The sequence below is a fragment of the Caulobacter sp. genome, assembly GCF_039596335.1.
Lineage (GTDB): Bacteria > Pseudomonadota > Alphaproteobacteria > Caulobacterales > Caulobacteraceae > Caulobacter.
Genome location: NZ_JBCNJZ010000003.1, coordinates 375,899 through 391,620, shown reverse-complemented (window position 1 = coordinate 391,620; position 15,722 = coordinate 375,899). Strand labels below are relative to the sequence as shown.

Here is a 15,722-nt window from a genome sequence, read left to right as displayed (position 1 = left end):
CATGCTGCGCCGCCTCTACGACTGGGTCATGGGCCTGGCCGCTTCCCGTCACGCCGAAAAGAGCCTGTTCGCGGTCTCGTTCGCGGAAAGCTCGTTCTTCCCGGTGCCGCCGGATGTGATGCTGGCGCCGATGTGCCTGGCCAAGCCGGAGAAGGCCTGGCGCTACGCCTTCATCTGCACGATCGCCTCGGTGCTGGGCGGCGCGCTGGGCTACGCCATCGGCTTCTTCCTGCAGGACTTCGGCATGTGGATGATGGCCGCGACCGGCCACGCCGGCGGCCTTGCCGAGTTCCAGTGCTGGTATGGCAAGTATGGCGTCTGGGTGATCCTGGCCAAGGGCCTGACGCCCATCCCCTACAAGCTGGTGACCATCGCCTCGGGCCTGGCCGCCTTCGCCTTCCCGATGTTCATCATCGCGTCGGTGATCACCCGCGGCGCCCGTTTCTTCCTGGTCGCCTACATCATCAAGAAGTTCGGCCCGACCCTGCTGCCGATCGTCGAGCGCCGCCTGGCCCTGTTCGCCGGTCTTTTCATCGCGCTTATTGTCATCGGTCTGACGGCTAGCCATTTCCTGGGCGGAAGCAGCGGCGGAGCCTGCGCGGTATGACGAACCAAGAGCCAAAGGCCGCGACCTTCATCGACCGGGTCTATGACCTGGTCACCCGCCACTGGCCGCTGATCGCCTTCCTGACCAGCGCCGCCATGCTGGCCGCGGCCCATGCGTTCGAAAAGTTCGGCGGCCTCGCCCCCTGCCACCTCTGCCTGAAGCAGCGCGAGGTCTATTGGGTCGCCGGCAGCCTGGCCCTGGTCCTGACCATCCTGCAGCGCACGCCGCTTTGGGCGCGCCTGCGTCTGCCGGCCCAACTGCTGCTGGGCGCGATCTTCCTCTATGGCGCTGGCCTGGCGCTGTATCACGCTGGCGCCGAATGGAAGTGGTGGCCCGGCCCTTCGACCTGTTCGGGCGGCGGCGCGGCCAGCGCGGCCAATCTGGAAGCCCTGCTGAAGGGCACAGCCAAGATCAAGCCGCCGGCCTGCGACAAGGCCGCCTGGGTGTTCCTGGGCCTGTCGATGGCCGGCTGGAACGTGCTGATCTCGCTGAAGCTGGCCGTCTGGTCGGCGCTATCGGCCCTGCGCAAGGCGCCGGCCGCATGAGCAAGCCCATCCCGCCCCGCCCCGGCCAGGGTGCCCTGCGCGACCGCCTCTCCGAGATCCTGCGCGTCGACCAGGCCGGCGAGCTGGCCGCTGTTCACATCTATCGCGGCCAGGCCGCCGTCATGCGCGCCAGCCCCGGCCGGGCGCGCATCGCTGACCAGCTGACCGAGATGGAGGGTCACGAGCAGGTCCACCTGGACCGCTTCAACGCCCTGCTGACCGAGCACAAGGTCCGCCCGACCTTGATGTCGCCGGTCTGGCGTGCGGCCGCCTTCGCCCTGGGCGCGGGCACCGCCCTGCTGGGCGACAAGGCCGCCCACGCCTGCACCGAGGCGGTCGAGAACGTCATCGAGAAGCACTATGCCGGCCAGATCGACGAGCTGAAGGACCGCGACCCGGTCCTGGCCGCCGAGCTGACCCAGTTCCGCGACGACGAGCTTTCGCACCGCGACCTGGCCGTCGAGGAAGGCGCGCACGAGGCGCCGGCCTATCCGCTGCTGACGGCGGTGATCCAGGCCGGCTGCCGCGCGGCCATCAAGATCAGCGAAAAGATCTGAGACTTGGCGCCCGCCCCGCGCGGGCTTACCGATGCGCCTCGTCATCGGGGAGTCGCCTGCTTTGTCGTTTCGTTTCCACGCCTTGGCCGCCTGCGCCGCCGCCTCGCTGCTGGCGCTTTCCACCGCTAACGCCGCCGAGCCGCTGAAGACCAGCGCGCTGAGCCTGCAGACCGGCGGGGCCATGCCGGCCGACCAGCAGGCCCTGGGCTTCGAGCACGCCGACCTGAAGTTCAAGATCCTGCCCGATCGCAAGGCGATCGAGGGGGAGGCGACGCTGACGCTCACCGCCAAGGCTTCGCTGGACAAGCTGGTGCTGGACTTCGACCGCGTCTTCACGATCCGCAAGCTGACGGTCGACGGCAAGGCGCTGAAGCCCTCGGCCTGGAGCAATCCCGAAGGCCGCCTGACCATCACCCTGCCCCGCAAGGTGGCCAAGGGCCGGTCGGTGACGGTGGTCATCGCCTATGACGGCGTCCCGCTCGAAGCCAAGAAGGCCCCGTGGGACGGCGGCTTCGTCTGGAGCAAGACCGAGACCGGCGAGCCGTGGATCGCCACCGCCGTGCAGGGCGTGGGCTGCGACATCTTCTGGCCCTGCATCGACTATCCGACCGGCGAGCCCAAGCTGGTCGACATGCATATCACCGTTCCCGCAGGCCTGGTCGCCCCGGCCAACGGCGTGTTCTTAGGCATGACCGAGCAGAACGGCTGGCGCACCTACAACTGGCGCACCAAGACCCCCAACACCTACGCCATCGCCCTGGATGTCGGTCCCTACGAGGCGCTGACCGGGACCTATCAGAGCCGCTTCGGCGACACGATCCCGCTGGCCTTCTGGCATCTGCGCGGCAATGCCGAACCCGCCAAGGGACTGTTCGCCGAGTTCACCACGCTGCTGGACTTCTTCGAGCAGATGATCGGCCCATACCCGTTCCGTGACGAGAAGATGGGCGTGGTCGAGACCCCGCACCTGGGCATGGAGCACCAGACGATCAACGCCTACGGCAACAAGTACAAGAAAGAGATCTACGGCTTCGACTGGCTGATGCAGCACGAGTTCGCCCACGAGTGGTTCGGCAACCAGCTGACCAATCGCGACAACGACGACATGTGGCTGCACGAGGGCTACGGCACCTACATGCAGCCGCTGATGTCGCAATGGCTGCACGGCGACATGGAGTACATGGCGCGCCTGAACCAGATGCGGGTCGACAGCAAGAACCGCTTCCCGATTGTCTCGGGCCGCCCGCTGCGCGAGGACGAGGTCTACAACGCCGATCGCGGGCCGGGTAACGACATCTACTACAAGGCCGCCAACGTGCTGCACACGCTGCGGGCGCTGATCGGCGACGAGGCCTTCTTCCGCATCACCCGCATCGCCGTCTACGGCCGCGACGATCCCAAGCCCGGCAACTTCAAGCCGCTGTATCTGGGCACCAAGGACTTCATCAAGATCGTCAACGATGTGACCGGCAAGGACTACGGCTGGTTCTTCGACGTCTATATGTACGAGCCCCAGCAGCCCGAACTGCTGGAGACCCGCGAAGGCGGCGATCTGGTGCTGCGCTGGAAGACGCCCAAGGACAAGCCGTTCCCGATGCCGGTGGAGATCAAGGTCGGCGACAAGCTGGTCAGCGTGCCCATGACCGGCGGAACCGGCCGCGTGACGGTCGGCGACACCGTGCCGGTGATCGTCGATCCGGCCTCCAAGGTCCTGCGCCGCCAGCCCTATCTCGAGGTCTATCAGGCCTGGAAGAAGGCCCAGGACGACGCGGCCAAGGCGGCGGCCGACGCCAAGGCCAAGGCAGACGCCGCAAAGCAGAAGTAGCGGTTCGCTAACCCTGTCCGTTCACGCAATGGCGCGACCTTGCCGCTAGAACGGCGCGACCTACCGGAGGCCGCGTTCGATGTTCAAGCCCGTCCATTTCGTCACCGCCGCGCGCGTCGCGCTGGCCGTCGGCTCATTGACGGTCGCCGTGCTGGCCCTGGGCCCGTTCCAGGGCGCCGAGCGGTATTTCGGACTTGACGACAAGGCCGCCCACGCCCTGGCGTTCGGCGGCCTGCTGGCGGTCTCGTTCCTGGCCTTCCCCCGGATGCGTCGCAACGATCTAGCCATCGCGGCCTTGGTGCTGGGCGCGGGCGTCGAGATGGCCCAGCTGTTCGGCCATCGCAGCGCCAGCGTACTGGATTGGCTGGCCGACGCCGCCGGTGTCGCCGTGGTGTACGGCGCGGGCATGATCGAGACGGTCCGCAAGATGGCCCGCGAACAGGGCGACCTGACCTTCGCAGAGATCGCCGCCCTGGATCGCCGCCAAGAGCGCGCCCGTCCGGTCGTGGCCTTCGAGCCGCGACCGATGCAGGTCGAGCCGGCGGTCGCGCTCAGCTTCGCCGAACGCGCCGCTCGCAGGTTCCCGACTAGGTAATACGCTTGACGCTGACCGGGTCGCTGCCCGGGAAGCTTTCTTCCAGGCCCTCGTCCAGCAGGGCTTCCTGACGATTCTCGGACTTTTCGGTCTTCACGGCCAGCTGGTCGTGCTTCTCGTTCTCGGCCAAGGGCCGGCGCGCCTCGCGGCTGTGCGGGGCGTCGAAATGCTTGTCTTCCGGACGGATGTCGCCGTCGGCCATGTCGGCCGTCGAGGCGGCGGTGCCGTGGGTGAAGTGACGCTGGTCTTCGTCGGTATGATGGCGGGGCATATGAACCTCCCGTGGCTTTTGCCTCAGGACGTAAAAACCCGTCGGTCTAGGTTCGGGTTGCATGGACCATCACATGCGTTTCGCGTCCCAAAGATTTTCGCAGAACGCCGGAACCTTGGCCGTGAGTCCGCATTTTAAGGTGCAGCTTGCAGCGGCCGATCCCCTTCCGCTTCGAGCGATACGGCCCGGGCTGACGCTCCTCAAAGCGGCCCGGGCCGGTTAGCCTCAGGCTTCCAGCTCGATATCCCAGTAGAGGTAGTCCAGCCAGCTGACGTGCAGTCGGCCCGGCGGGAAGCGGCGGCCGCGTTCCTGCAGTTCGTGCATCGATGGGCGGCGGGCGGTGTTGAAGGGCTGCATGCCGGCTTCGCGCGGCGTGCGCCCGCCCTTGGAGAGGTTACACGGCGCGCAGGCGGTGACGATGTTTTCCCAGGTCGTGCGCCCGCCCTTGGAGCGCGGGATGACGTGGTCGAACGTCAGGTCTTCCAGATCCCCGCAGTACTGGCAGCTGAAGCTGTCGCGCAGGAACAGGTTGAAGCGGGTGAAGGCCGGAGGACGGTCCTGCGGCACATACTGCTTCAGCGACACGACGCTGGGCAGCCGCATCTCGAACGACGGCGAATGGATCACGTGGTCATAGGTCGACACCACGTCGACCCGTTCCAGGAACACCGCCTTGACTGCCTCCTGCCAAGGCCAGAGGGACAGCGGATAGTAGTTGAGCGGCCTGAAATCGGCGTTGAGCACGAGGGCCGGCATGCCCGACGGCGGGCGCGTGAGGACCTGCATCAGAGCCCCCCATCGAGGTCGGCGCCGCAACGCCCGAAACCCCGGCTGATATGGTACGCGACAGGACTGAAGACGGGCCTCCTTCCTACGCTATTCAGGGAATCGCCATTCATTCCCGAACGCAAAGGAAGGATGATCCAAGTCGGCGACAGAACCAAGACATCGCCCGGCTCTTGAGGCGCGAACCATCAGAACGGCGCGATTTCCCGGCGCTTGACCGCCCCGTAGCAGGCCCACAGCAGATGCGCCGCCACCCCGCGATAGGGCCGCCACAGCTCGGCCCGGGCATAGGCCTGTTTCTCGGTCGGCCGGATCTCGGCCCGGTCGGCCCAGCGCATGGCCTCCTGGAGGGCCACGTCGCCGCCGGGGAACATGTCCAGCCGGCCCTGGGTGAACATCAGGTAGACCTCGGCGGTCCAGCGGCCGATGCCGGTGATGGCGGTCAGGGCCGCGATGGCCTCCTCGTCGGGCAGGCGCGGCAGGGCGTCGAAGTCACAGGTCCCGTTCAGGTGGGCGTGGGCGATGGCGTGGGCGTAGCGAGCCTTGGGGCGCGAGAGGCCCAGGGAGAGCAGATAGGCCTGGTCGTGGCCCATGACGACGTCGGGCGTCATCTCCGGCAGCCCCGCCTCGACCCGGGCCCAGATGGCGGCGGCCGAGGCCAGCGACACCTGCTGCTGCACGACCATCTTCAGCAGGCCCGGAAAACCTCCCAGCCCCACGCGCCATTCGAACGACGGGGTCACGGCCTCCAGCGCCGCCAGGGCCGGATCGGCGGCGGCCAGCGCTTTGCGGGCGTCCAGAAGCGCTTGGGCGGTCGGCGGCACGAACATCATCCGCACGTGGCCCGCCACCGTGCCAAAGGCAATCCGGTTCTTGCTAGAGCGTGGCAGCCAAAAGTGTAAGCGGTTTTGGCGTTTGCCACGCTCTAAATGTTTGAATGAGAGCCTGTTTATCCGTTTCTGATGTTTCCATCAGAAACGGACAGGCTCTAGTGAATCTCGGTGATCTCGATCTCACCGCCAGGCGCGGGCGAGACGTCGCCCACGTCCTTGCCCAGCAGGGCCCTGGCGATCGGCGCGACATAGGAGACCGAGCCCTGGGTCGGGTCGGCCTCGTCCTCGCCGACGATGCGGAAGGTCTGCACGCGGCCGTCCTCACGCTCGAAGGTCACGCGGTCGCCGAACTGCACGGCGGTCTTGGCCGGATCGCGCTCCATCAGCTGGGCGGTGGCGCGGCGGGCCGACCAGTAGCGCAGGTCGCGGGTGGCGCGGGCCATGGCGGTGCGGTCGCCGTCGGCGGCCCCTCCGGCGGTCTGGGCGGCGCTGTACGCCGCGCGCGCCGAGGCCAGCTCGGCCTCGATCTGGGCCAGGCCTTGGGGCGTGACGAGATTGGGATGGGTCGAGATCGGGCGGTCGGGCAGATCGGCCGCGAAAGCCTCGCTGTCGCCCTCTTTGGTGAAGGCGACGCTCATCGGCGGGTAAGGTCTTGGATCATGGAAACGGCCTGCGACGCACACGGAGGAATTGGCGTCGAAGCCTAACGCGTCGCCAGGGTGGTTAGCTCCCCCGGCGAGAAGGTTCAAGGCAGTAAGGTCCGGGCGGCGGCGGGCGCTCCGATGGAGCGATCCCGCGCGTCGCGAGCCGTCTATCCTAGATCACCACGCCGATGATGCCGCCGGCGACAGCCAGGGCCATGACGATGAAGTAGACGCCGGCCATACGGTCGAAGGCGTTTTCGAAAGCGTTGAGCGTGCGGTTCATGACGTACCCCTTTGTCCTTCTGTTGTCCGCCCCCATGGGCCTGGTCGGTGGGGAACCGAACCAATCTGGACAACGCTTAGATATCACCAATCTGAACGACGTCAAGATAATCTTGACAGCGTTTGGATGGAATTTTCAAAAGCTGCGGTTACAGTGAGGTCCGATGAGCACCGCACCTGCCGAGTCCCGCCCCTATCACCATGGCGACCTGAGCCGCGCCCTGGTCGACGCTGCGCGCAAAATCCTGGAGACGGACGGCCCCGCCGCCCTGTCGCTGCGGGCTGTGGCGCGCGAGGCCGGGGTCAGCCCGGCCGCGCCCTATCACCACTTCAAGGACAAGGCCGAACTGCTGGAAGCGGTGGCCCACGAGGGCTGGCACGAGCTGGACGAGGCCCTGGCCAAGGCTCGGGCGTCCACCGACGGCGACCATGGCCGGATGTCCGACCTGGGCGTGGCCTATGTCTGCTTCGCGCGCGACAATCCGGCCCTGTATCGCGTGATGTACGACCGCTCGCGGGATAAGGACGCCCTGCCCGACCAGATGAAGGAAGGCGGCGCCTACTGCCAGGTGCGCGACACCCTGGCCGAGCACGCCGAAGACGGCGTCGCCGAGATCGACCTGGAACTGGCCACCATCGCCGCATGGTGTGCGGGCCACGGCCTGGCCGAGATGATCGGTTTCAAGCAGTTCGCCGCGCTGAAGACACAGCTGGGCGGCGAGGAAGCCTTCCTGCGCGCGGTGTTCGAGCACCTGGGCATGTTCGCGAAGTTCGCCCCTCAGGACTAAGGGGGACTCAGGGGTGATCACCCGGTTCGCGCCGTCGCCGACGGGCTACCTGCATCGCGGCCACGCGTTCTCGGCGCTGACCGCTTTCCGCGCCGCGCAAGAGGCCGGCGGCCGCTTCCTGCTGCGCACCGAGGACATCGACGCCACCCGCTGCCGGCCCGAATACGAGGCGGCGATCCTGGAAGACCTGGCCTGGCTGGGCCTGACCTGGGAGACGCCCGTTCGCCGGCAGTCCGACCACCTGACCGACTACCACGCCGACATCGAGGCCTTGCGCGAACGCGGCCTGGTCTATCGCTGCTTCAAGACGCGCAAGGAGATCGATATCGGCCGGGCTCCGCATGAGCCGGCCGTTCCCTATGTCGGCGCGCCCCTGCCCGCCGCCGAAGAGGCCCTGCGCCTAGGGCGCGGCGAGGCCTTCGCCTGGCGGCTGTCGCTGGCGGCGGCGCGCGAGGCCCTGGGCGGGTTCGAGGGCCTGACCTTCGTCGAGGACGGCGCGGGCCCCAACGGCGAGACCGGCGTCATCCAGGCCCGTCCCAACACCGCCGGCGACATCGTCCTGGCCCGCAAGGATGTCGGCGTCGCCTACCACCTGGCCGTCGTCCATGATGACGCCCTGCAGGGTGTGACCCACGTGATCCGCGGCCATGATCTGTATGAAGCCGCCCACATCCAGCGCTTGCTGCAGGCCTTGCTGGACCTGCCGACGCCGACCTATCGCCACCACGGCCTGCTGGTCGGTCCGGACGGCAAGCGTTACGCCAAGCGCGACAAGGCCCAGACTCTGCGCGAGCTGCGAGCGGCGGGCGTGAGCGCGGCCGACCTGCGGGCCCAGCTGGGCTTCTAGCCGCCCGCCTGCTCGACCAGCTGGCTCATCGCCTTCAGATAGCGCCCGAACGCCGCCCGCCCCTCCTCGGTCAGGCGTACGCGGGTCAGCGGCTTGCGGCCCACGAAGCTCTTGTCGATCGAGACATAGCCGGCCTCTTCGAGCTTGCGCAGGTGGATCGACAGATTGCCCTGGGTGACCTCCAGCAAGGTCTTCAGCTCGGTGAAGTCGGCGACCTCGGCCGAGGCGAGATAAGCGACGATCCCCAGCCGCACCCGGCCATGGATGACGTCGTCCAGCCCGCTGATGTCGAACTTGCCGCTCACGACCGTCTCAGCGCAATGCCTGGCGCATCATGTGGAAGCCCGGAATGGCCATGAAGCCGAACAGGCCGATCGTGGCGATCAGCAGATAGGGGCCGGCCTGCTCGATCAGCACGCCCATCGCCACGCCGCACACCAGCCAGCCCAGCGCCACCGCCAGCATCCACAGGCGCTTGCGCAGCATGTAGACAACCATCCAGACGGCGCCCTGCAGGACGAACACCACCGCCGGATGGAACAGCCAGTAGTGGAAGTCCTTGTGACGGGCGGCGGCCGAGGCAAAGACGATGATCAGCGCCAGGTTCGCCACCCCCACCGCCGAGAAGGCGGCGTTGATGGCGCGATTGGTCACCCCGCGCTGAGGGTTCTTGCGGTCCAGGACGATGACGATGGTCATCAGCACCAGGAAGACCATGGTCGGCGCCCAGGCCAGCACTACGTTGCCAAGTCCGCCCAGGCTCACCATCCCCCGCACCTGGCCGAAGTAGATCAGGGTTTGCAGGCCGTAGAGCACGCCTGCCGCGCCGTACAGCGCGCCGCCGGGCGCGCCCAGCCCGCCGCGATGGCCGCCGCCCTCGGCCAGGCCGCGCAGGAAGGCCAGGTCATCCTGCGCCGTCTTTAGCTTGTCGTTCATGGGAAGATCCCCTTCGGCGGCATCATGGACGGTCACAGGATTCGCCCCAACAGCGGCGTTCGGCGCAGGACGATGCTGGTCAGCCAGGACAGGGCCACCGCCCCGCCGAACACCGCCAAGCCCTTGGCCAGCCCGCCCCACGCCTGCGGCAGCAGCAGCCAGCCCAACCAGGCGGTGAAGACGTAGTGGGTCAGGTACATGCCATAGGCGTTGGCCTGCAGGCTGCCGCCCAGCGGCCCGGTCTTGCGCACGAAGCGCAGGAAGATCGCCAGGACCGTGAAGGACAGGGTCGCGCAGGCCAGGCCAAAGGCGGCGCCGCCGAACAGATCGAGGATAAGGCGCGGCGGCGGGTTGGGCGAGAAGGCCACGATCATGGTCCCCACCGCGCCGACAATCGGTAGCACCGGGGCCAGCTGCCAGACCCACCAGCGACGGGCCAGCTTGCCTTGCGGATCGGTCAGCCCCTGCCCGACGCCCGCCGCGCCGACCGCGATCCCGGCCAGGAAATAGACGAAGTAGTGGCCGACCCGGGCGGTCTGGACAACGAACGGCCCGACCTGCGTCCAGTGGCCAAATGGCGTGGTCGTCGCCAGCGGCAGATAGGCCAGCAGGCTGGCCGCGACGAGGCCCCAGAAGAACAGGCCCGGCCGCCGATCCGCGCCTTGCGCCAGCCGCCCCAGCTCGTCGATCACGCCCGGAAACAGGGCATGGACGCCGGCCGCGACCGCACCGAACGCCAGCAGCACCCACAGGAACCAGGCCGGGCCGCTGGGCCAGAACGGCAGTTGCAGCCAGGCCTGGGCGAAGGCCTCGAACGACGGCGCGCCGCCCGCCTGCAGCCAGGCCGGGAAATAGGCCAGCGGGGCCAGGATCAGCACAGACAGCACGAAGGGGACGCCCAGGCGCAGCGCCCGGCTCTTCACGAAGCCCCCCGCCCCCTTGGCCTTCAGTCCGTCCGCGACGAACAGGCCTGAGACGAAGAACATCAGCGACATGAAGAAGAGGTCGTTGGTCAGGGTCAGGATGCCCCAGCCGCCGAACTTCTGCGGGTCGACCACCGGGAACGCCGTCCACAGGATCGGCAGGGCGTCGAAGGCCTTCGGCGGCGGCGCGTACGGATGATAGGTCAGCACCGCGTGGTGGGCGATCACCAGCAGGGTGATGAAGGCGCGCAAGGCGCCGATCGGGGCGTTGCGACCACCGATCTGGACAAGCGTAGAGCGCTCGGTGGCGCTGAGCGGCGCATGCATGGCTTGGACTCCCCTCCTCAAGGTGGAGCGACGATGCATGAACTAGTTTGTTTTGTAAACTTGTCTACCAACGACCACTCTCGACTTACTGCGGTGGGGGCCGTCGACTTTACGAGGTCGGGGCGTTCAGGAGGCTTCGCGCCCGGTCGGTCAGCGGGACATCTGCCGGCAGCAGCGCCAAGGCCTGCCGGGCCAGGTCGGTCGTGCCGACATTGGCCGCCAGGGTCAGGGCCGCGCCGCGAAAGCGGATCTCGAGGTTCACGGTCTTCCAGGCGGTGCGGACATCGACCTGCTCGATCGCCGAGAAGGGCCGCTCGTGCAGACGGATCACGCGATAGCGCAGGCCCGTCGGCAGGATGACCAGGGCCGGATTGGTGTTGTTGCTGGCGACCGCGAACCACCACGGCAGGCCGCGCACGCCCGAGAAGGCGGCGATGACCGGTACGCTGCGGCCACCGTCGGCGGCGGTCTCGATCACCCCAGCCGCCGCGCGGGCGTAACGCGCCTTGGCGAAGCGATAGATGAAGTAGCCCGTCGCCCCTAGGATCGACAGCTGGACGACCACCATCAGAACGATACCGAGCGTCTGGGTCATCCGCGCGCCCAGTAGCGATAGCCATAGGCCGGGGCGAAGCCCTCGTCGGCATAGAGCGCGATGGCCGGAGCGTTGCCGGCTTCGACCTGCAGCCAGGCGCGACCGGCGCCCAGGGTCGCGGCTTCGGCGATCAGCGCCCGCAGCACGCGGCGGGCCAGGCCCTTGCGGCGATGGTCAGGGGCCGTCCGCATGCCGAACACGCCCGCGAAGCCGCCGCCGATGGCGCTGGCCCCGATCGCGGCCGGGGCGCCGTCGACGTCCAGTCGGGCGAAGCGGGCCGGCGCGGGGATGCGGGCAAGGGCCTCGATCCGCTCGCGCCCGTCCTCGGGATCGCCGGCCGTAGCCGTGAACACCGCCTCGAAGGCCGCGTCGGGCGTGGCAAGGACCTGAATAGCCGGATCGCCCTCCCCGCCCGTCGGCCCCAGCATGACCAGGGTCTCCTTGGAGGCGGCATAGCCGCGCGCCGCCAGCCGCTTCGCCAAGTCGATCGACTCGCTGAGGCCGTCGGTCAGCTTGAACTGCGGCGGCAGGCCCCGAGCGGCGTACCAGGCCTCGACCGCGTTCAAGGCGGCCTCGGGGTCACTGTCCGGCGCGCTCAGGGGCCAGCAGGCGTTGATCCGCATCGAGCGGCCGGCCGAGGCGTTCAGCCGCCAGCCGCCCAGCCGGTCCCGCTCTCGGGCGGGCCAGGCGTCGTCGGCCAATGGCTCGAGAACGGCCGGGTCGATCACTTCTCGGCCAGCAGCTTTTCCACGAGGCCGCGCGCCTCGGGGCTGGACCAGTCGGCGGGACCGGTCATACGGGCCCGTTCGCGGCCCTGACGGTCATAGATCACCGTGGTCGGGAAGCCGCCGGCCTTGGGCTCCAGGGCGAAGGACAGCTTGTAGGACGGATCGCGGTACGTCTTCAGCGGCGGGTTGGCGGCCATCTCCTCGTTGACCAGGTTCAGATCGCCGTCGCGATCGACGCTGATCGGCAGCACGGTCACCGGCTGGGTGGCGTAGACGGCCTGCAGCTTGGCCAGGGTGGGCATCTCGGCCCGGCACGGCGCGCACCAGGTGGCCCACAGGTTCATGACCACCACACGGCCCTTGAAATCGGCCAAAGTCGCCGACTTGCCGTCAAGGCTGGTGAACGCCGTATCGGGCGCCGGCCGCGGCGTGCTGGGCACGTCGAGCTTTTCCAGCGTGCCCTTCTTGAATTCTGTGAGATCGGCAGGGCCTGAGGGTTTGAACGAAGCCGATGCGATGACGTATAGGATCGCCGCCACCCCCACCAGGATGACGCCGCCCAGCGCCAACCGGATGGGATTGCGCTTAGGCCCGCTCTGACCCGACTGGACTTCGTTCATATGACCGACAACGCCTCCGATACGCCCAAGGCCAACAGCCAGGGCCAAGCCATGTGGGGCGGTCGGTTCACGGCCAAGCCCGCGGAACTGATGCAGGCGATCAACGTCTCCATCGGCTTCGACAAGCGCCTGTGGGCGCAGGACCTGGCAGGCTCCCGCGCCCACGCGCGGATGTTGATGAACCAGGGCGTGATTACAAGCAGCGACGGCGAGGAAATTCTCGGCGGCCTGGCCAAGATCGAGGACGAGATCGCCACGGGGACCTTCCCGTTCCGCGACGAGTACGAAGACATCCACATGAACGTGGAGGCGCGCCTGCGCGAGCTGATCGGCGCGACCGCCGGCCGGCTGCACACCGCCCGTTCGCGCAACGATCAGGTGGCCGTCGACTTCCGCCTGTGGGTGCGCGACGCCGCCGATCGCTCGGCCGCCCAGCTGGAAGCGCTGCAGAAGGCCCTGCTGGCCCAGGCCGAGACCTATGCCGACGCCCTGATGCCGGGCTTCACCCACCTGCAGCCGGCCCAGCCGGTGACCTTCGGCCACCACCTGATGGCCTATGTCGAGATGTTCGGCCGCGACGCCAGCCGCTTCCGCGACGCCCGCGCCCGCATGAACGAGTGCCCGCTGGGCGCCGCGGCCCTGGCTGGCTCGCCCTTCCCGATCGATCGCCACCAGACGGCGGCGGCGCTGGGCTTCGACCGCCCGACCGCCAATTCGCTGGACAGCGTCTCGTCGCGCGACTTCGCCCTGGAAACCCTGTCGGCCGCCTCGATCACCGCCACGCACCTGTCGCGCCTGGCCGAGGAGATCGTGCTGTGGACGACGCCGATGTTCGGCTTCATCAAGCTGACCGACGCCTTCACGACCGGCAGTTCGATCATGCCGCAGAAGAAAAACCCCGATGCGGCCGAGCTGGTCCGCGCCAAGGTCGGCCGCATCCTGGGCTCGCTGACCACCCTGACGGTCGTCATGAAGGGCCTGCCGCTGGCCTATTCCAAGGACATGCAGGAGGACAAGGTCCCGACCTTCGAGGCCTTCGACGCCCTGGAACTGTCCCTGCTGGCCATGGCCGGCATGGTCGCCGACCTGACCCCCAACACCGAAAACATGGCCAAGGCGGCCGGCGCGGGCTTCTCGACCGCCACCGATCTGGCCGACTGGCTGGTGCGGACGCTGAACATGCCTTTCCGCGACGCTCACCACGTGACAGGCTCTGCCGTGAAGGCGGCCGAGACCCTGGGCCTGGATCTGTCGGACCTGACCCTGGAACAGTTCCAGGCCATCGAGCCGCGGATCACGCAAGACGTTTACGCCGTTCTGACTCCGGCCGCCTCGGCGGCCAGCCGCATGAGCTACGGTGGGACCGCCCCCGCCCAGGTCCGCGCCCAGATCGCGCGTTGGAAGGAAGCCCTCGCATGATGCGCCCCGTTTCGATCCTCGCCTTGGCCGCCCTGGCCGTGACCGCCGCCGCTTGCGGCAAGCAAGGCGGTCTGGAACGTCCGGCCCCGATGTGGGACGCCCAGAAGAAGGCCGCGTGGGCCGCCGAGCGCCGCGCCGCCTCGGCCCAGGCCAACCAGCCGGCCCGCGCCGGCGGCGACCAGGAAATCCGCGACCCCGCCACCAGCAACCGCACCATCCGCGCTGCGCCCCTGCCCGGCACCAAGGATCCGTTCGGCGGCCCGTCCGCCAAGGGCTTCCCCGGCGCGACCCCGAATTAAGGCACGACGTTGAATCACTTCGAATACGGTCCCGAGGGCCTGGCCTGCGAAGGCGTGCCCCTGGCCAAGATCGCGGCCGAGGTCGGCACGCCTGTCTATGTCTACAGCCGCGCCACGCTGGAGCGGCACTACACTGTGTTCCGCGACGCCCTGGCGGCCGCCGGCGTGGTCGACCCGCTGGTCGCCTACGCCGTGAAGGCCAATTCCAACGTCGCGGTGCTGAAGGTGCTGGGCGACCTGGGCGCCGGCGCCGACACAGTCTCGGAAGGCGAGGTCCGTCGCGCCCTGGCCGCCGGCATCCCCGGCGAGCGCATCGTGTTCTCCGGCGTCGGCAAGACCCGTCACGAGATCGCCTTCGCTCTGAAGACCGGCGTCGCCGAGATCAATGTCGAGTCCGAGCCCGAGCTGAACCTGATCGCCGAGGTCGCGGCCAGCCTGGATCTGAAGGCGAAAGTGGCGTTCCGGGTCAATCCGGATGTCGCGGCCGGCGGTCACGCCAAGATCGCCACCGGCAAGTCCGAAAACAAATTCGGCGTCTCGTTCGCCGAGGCCGCGCGCCTCTACGCCAACGCCAGCAACAACGCCGCCCTGGAGCCCATCGGGGTCGCCTGCCACATCGGCAGCCAGATCACTGATCTTGCGCCCATGCGCCAGGCCTTCACCAAGATGCGGGGCCTGGTCGAGCAGCTGCTGGGCGAAGGCCTGTCGGTCGAGCGCCTGGATTTGGGTGGCGGCCTGGGCGTCCCGTACTTCAACCATCCCGAACCGCCCTCCCCGGCCGACTTCGCCGCCATGGTCGGCGAGGTCACCAAGGGCCTGCCCGTCAAGCTGGCGTTCGAGCCGGGCCGGGTGATCGCCGCCAACGCCGGTGTGCTGGTGTCGGAAGTGATCCACGTCCACGAGCGTCCGGAAGGCCGCAAGTTCCTGGTCATCGACGCGGCCATGAACGACCTGATGCGTCCGGCCATGTACGACGCCTTCCACGACATCCGTCCGGTGACCCAGCGCGCCGGCGAAACCATCTATGACGTCGTGGGTCCGGTCTGCGAGACGGGCGACACCTTCACCCGCGACCGCGCCCTGCCGCCGTTCGCGACGGGGGACCTGGTGGCCTTCATGTCGGCCGGCGCCTACGGCGCGGCCATGGCCAGCGAGTACAACACCCGCCCCATGGTCCCTGAAGTGCTGGTCGACGGCGATCGCTATGCGGTCATTCGCAAGCGTCCGACCTATGACGAAATCCTGGCACGCGACCTAGTGCCGGACTGGATTTGAGATCCGCTCAGGTCGAGCCC

The 15,722-nt window shown here is 68.2% G+C and carries 21 protein-coding genes and 1 pseudogene; 10 read left to right on the top strand and 12 right to left on the bottom strand.

Annotated elements, in window-relative coordinates:
- The first annotated feature begins 1 nt into the window (after position 1).
- From ABDW31_RS08525 to ABDW31_RS08505, 5 genes are all read left to right on the top strand, one after another.
- Positions 2-607 (top strand): YqaA family protein, encoded by a 606-nt coding sequence (locus ABDW31_RS08525; protein WP_184718268.1) that lies wholly within the window; start codon positions 2-4, stop codon positions 605-607.
- Positions 604-1,152 (top strand): disulfide bond formation protein B, encoded by a 549-nt coding sequence (locus ABDW31_RS08520; protein WP_184718266.1) that lies wholly within the window; start codon positions 604-606, stop codon positions 1,150-1,152. Before ABDW31_RS08525 ends, ABDW31_RS08520 begins: the two co-directional genes overlap by 4 nt.
- Positions 1,149-1,709 carry a demethoxyubiquinone hydroxylase family protein gene (locus ABDW31_RS08515; RefSeq protein WP_184718264.1) on the top strand — a complete coding sequence of 187 codons (561 nt, stop codon included), beginning with the start codon at positions 1,149-1,151 and terminating at the stop codon, positions 1,707-1,709. The genes ABDW31_RS08520 and ABDW31_RS08515 overlap by 4 nt, the downstream gene beginning before the upstream one ends.
- A gap of 43 nt (positions 1,710-1,752) precedes the next feature.
- Positions 1,753-3,534 (top strand): M1 family metallopeptidase, encoded by a 1,782-nt coding sequence (locus ABDW31_RS08510; protein ID WP_184723771.1) that lies wholly within the window; start codon positions 1,753-1,755, stop codon positions 3,532-3,534.
- Between the two features lie 79 nt (positions 3,535-3,613).
- Positions 3,614-4,129 (top strand): VanZ family protein, encoded by a 516-nt coding sequence (locus ABDW31_RS08505; protein WP_184718262.1) that lies wholly within the window; start codon positions 3,614-3,616, stop codon positions 4,127-4,129.
- On the opposite strand, the gene ABDW31_RS08500 is transcribed toward ABDW31_RS08505, so the two are convergent.
- The 6 genes and pseudogenes from ABDW31_RS08500 to ABDW31_RS08475 form a co-directional block, all read right to left on the bottom strand.
- Positions 4,122-4,400 carry a hypothetical protein gene (locus ABDW31_RS08500; protein WP_184718260.1) on the bottom strand — a complete coding sequence of 93 codons (279 nt, stop codon included), beginning with the start codon at positions 4,398-4,400 and terminating at the stop codon, positions 4,122-4,124. The two genes, ABDW31_RS08505 and ABDW31_RS08500, sit on opposite strands and share 8 nt — an antisense overlap.
- A 225-nt stretch (positions 4,401-4,625) precedes the next feature.
- Complete coding sequence (locus ABDW31_RS08495; RefSeq protein WP_184723767.1) at positions 4,626-5,189, bottom strand: HNH endonuclease; 564 nt, start codon at positions 5,187-5,189, stop codon at positions 4,626-4,628.
- A 185-nt stretch (positions 5,190-5,374) separates the two neighbouring features.
- Positions 5,375-6,016 (bottom strand): DNA-3-methyladenine glycosylase 2 family protein, encoded by a 642-nt coding sequence (locus tag ABDW31_RS08490; protein ID WP_184723765.1) that lies wholly within the window; start codon positions 6,014-6,016, stop codon positions 5,375-5,377.
- 49 nt (positions 6,017-6,065) lie between these two features.
- Positions 6,066-6,158, bottom strand: a pseudogene (locus ABDW31_RS08485) (hypothetical protein); the annotation flags it as partial.
- Between the two features lie 16 nt (positions 6,159-6,174).
- Complete coding sequence (gene greA / locus ABDW31_RS08480; RefSeq protein ID WP_184718258.1) at positions 6,175-6,657, bottom strand: transcription elongation factor GreA; 483 nt, start codon at positions 6,655-6,657, stop codon at positions 6,175-6,177.
- Between the two features lie 178 nt (positions 6,658-6,835).
- A complete protein-coding gene (locus ABDW31_RS08475; RefSeq protein ID WP_343698470.1) occupies positions 6,836-6,946 on the bottom strand; it encodes a hypothetical protein in 111 nt (36 codons plus the stop codon).
- A 163-nt stretch (positions 6,947-7,109) separates the two neighbouring features.
- Here ABDW31_RS08475 and ABDW31_RS08470 point away from each other — a divergent pair, with 163 nt between their 5' ends.
- Both ABDW31_RS08470 and gluQRS read left to right on the top strand, forming a co-directional pair.
- Complete coding sequence (locus ABDW31_RS08470) at positions 7,110-7,733, top strand: TetR/AcrR family transcriptional regulator (RefSeq protein WP_184718256.1); 624 nt, start codon at positions 7,110-7,112, stop codon at positions 7,731-7,733.
- 13 nt (positions 7,734-7,746) lie between these two features.
- Positions 7,747-8,580, top strand: a complete 834-nt coding sequence (gluQRS, locus tag ABDW31_RS08465; RefSeq protein WP_184718254.1) for a tRNA glutamyl-Q(34) synthetase GluQRS — start codon at positions 7,747-7,749, stop codon at positions 8,578-8,580.
- Here the strand turns inward: gluQRS and ABDW31_RS08460 are convergent.
- The 6 genes from ABDW31_RS08460 to ABDW31_RS08435 form a co-directional block, all read right to left on the bottom strand.
- The gene (locus ABDW31_RS08460) at positions 8,577-8,885 is read right to left on the bottom strand and encodes a transcriptional regulator (RefSeq protein WP_184718252.1); all 309 of its coding nucleotides are present in this window, start codon (positions 8,883-8,885) and stop codon (positions 8,577-8,579) included. The two genes, gluQRS and ABDW31_RS08460, sit on opposite strands and share 4 nt — an antisense overlap.
- A gap of 7 nt (positions 8,886-8,892) precedes the next feature.
- The gene (locus tag ABDW31_RS08455) at positions 8,893-9,516 is read right to left on the bottom strand and encodes a hypothetical protein (protein ID WP_184718250.1); all 624 of its coding nucleotides are present in this window, start codon (positions 9,514-9,516) and stop codon (positions 8,893-8,895) included.
- A 32-nt stretch (positions 9,517-9,548) separates the two neighbouring features.
- Positions 9,549-10,766, bottom strand: coding sequence for an acyltransferase (locus ABDW31_RS08450; protein ID WP_343698469.1), 1,218 nt, complete (start codon positions 10,764-10,766; stop codon positions 9,549-9,551).
- A 109-nt stretch (positions 10,767-10,875) separates the two neighbouring features.
- Entirely contained in the window at positions 10,876-11,361 is a 486-nt protein-coding gene (locus tag ABDW31_RS08445) for a hypothetical protein (protein ID WP_184718248.1), read from the bottom strand.
- Entirely contained in the window at positions 11,358-12,089 is a 732-nt protein-coding gene (locus ABDW31_RS08440) for a GNAT family N-acetyltransferase (protein WP_184718246.1), read from the bottom strand. Before ABDW31_RS08440 ends, ABDW31_RS08445 begins: the two co-directional genes overlap by 4 nt.
- Positions 12,086-12,709: a TlpA disulfide reductase family protein gene (locus ABDW31_RS08435; RefSeq protein WP_184718244.1), complete on the bottom strand. Its 624-nt coding sequence runs from the start codon at positions 12,707-12,709 to the stop codon at positions 12,086-12,088. Before ABDW31_RS08435 ends, ABDW31_RS08440 begins: the two co-directional genes overlap by 4 nt.
- Here ABDW31_RS08435 and argH point away from each other — a divergent pair, their 5' ends adjacent.
- From argH to lysA, 3 genes are read left to right on the top strand one after another with little or no spacing between them, the layout of a single operon-like run.
- Positions 12,710-14,128 carry an argininosuccinate lyase gene (argH, locus tag ABDW31_RS08430; protein WP_184718242.1) on the top strand — a complete coding sequence of 473 codons (1,419 nt, stop codon included), beginning with the start codon at positions 12,710-12,712 and terminating at the stop codon, positions 14,126-14,128.
- Entirely contained in the window at positions 14,107-14,427 is a 321-nt protein-coding gene (locus ABDW31_RS08425) for a hypothetical protein (RefSeq protein WP_184718240.1), read from the top strand. The genes argH and ABDW31_RS08425 overlap by 22 nt, the downstream gene beginning before the upstream one ends.
- Positions 14,428-14,436: 9 nt before the next feature.
- Complete coding sequence (lysA, locus tag ABDW31_RS08420; protein WP_184718238.1) at positions 14,437-15,702, top strand: diaminopimelate decarboxylase; 1,266 nt, start codon at positions 14,437-14,439, stop codon at positions 15,700-15,702.
- Positions 15,703-15,722 lie beyond the last annotated feature (20 nt).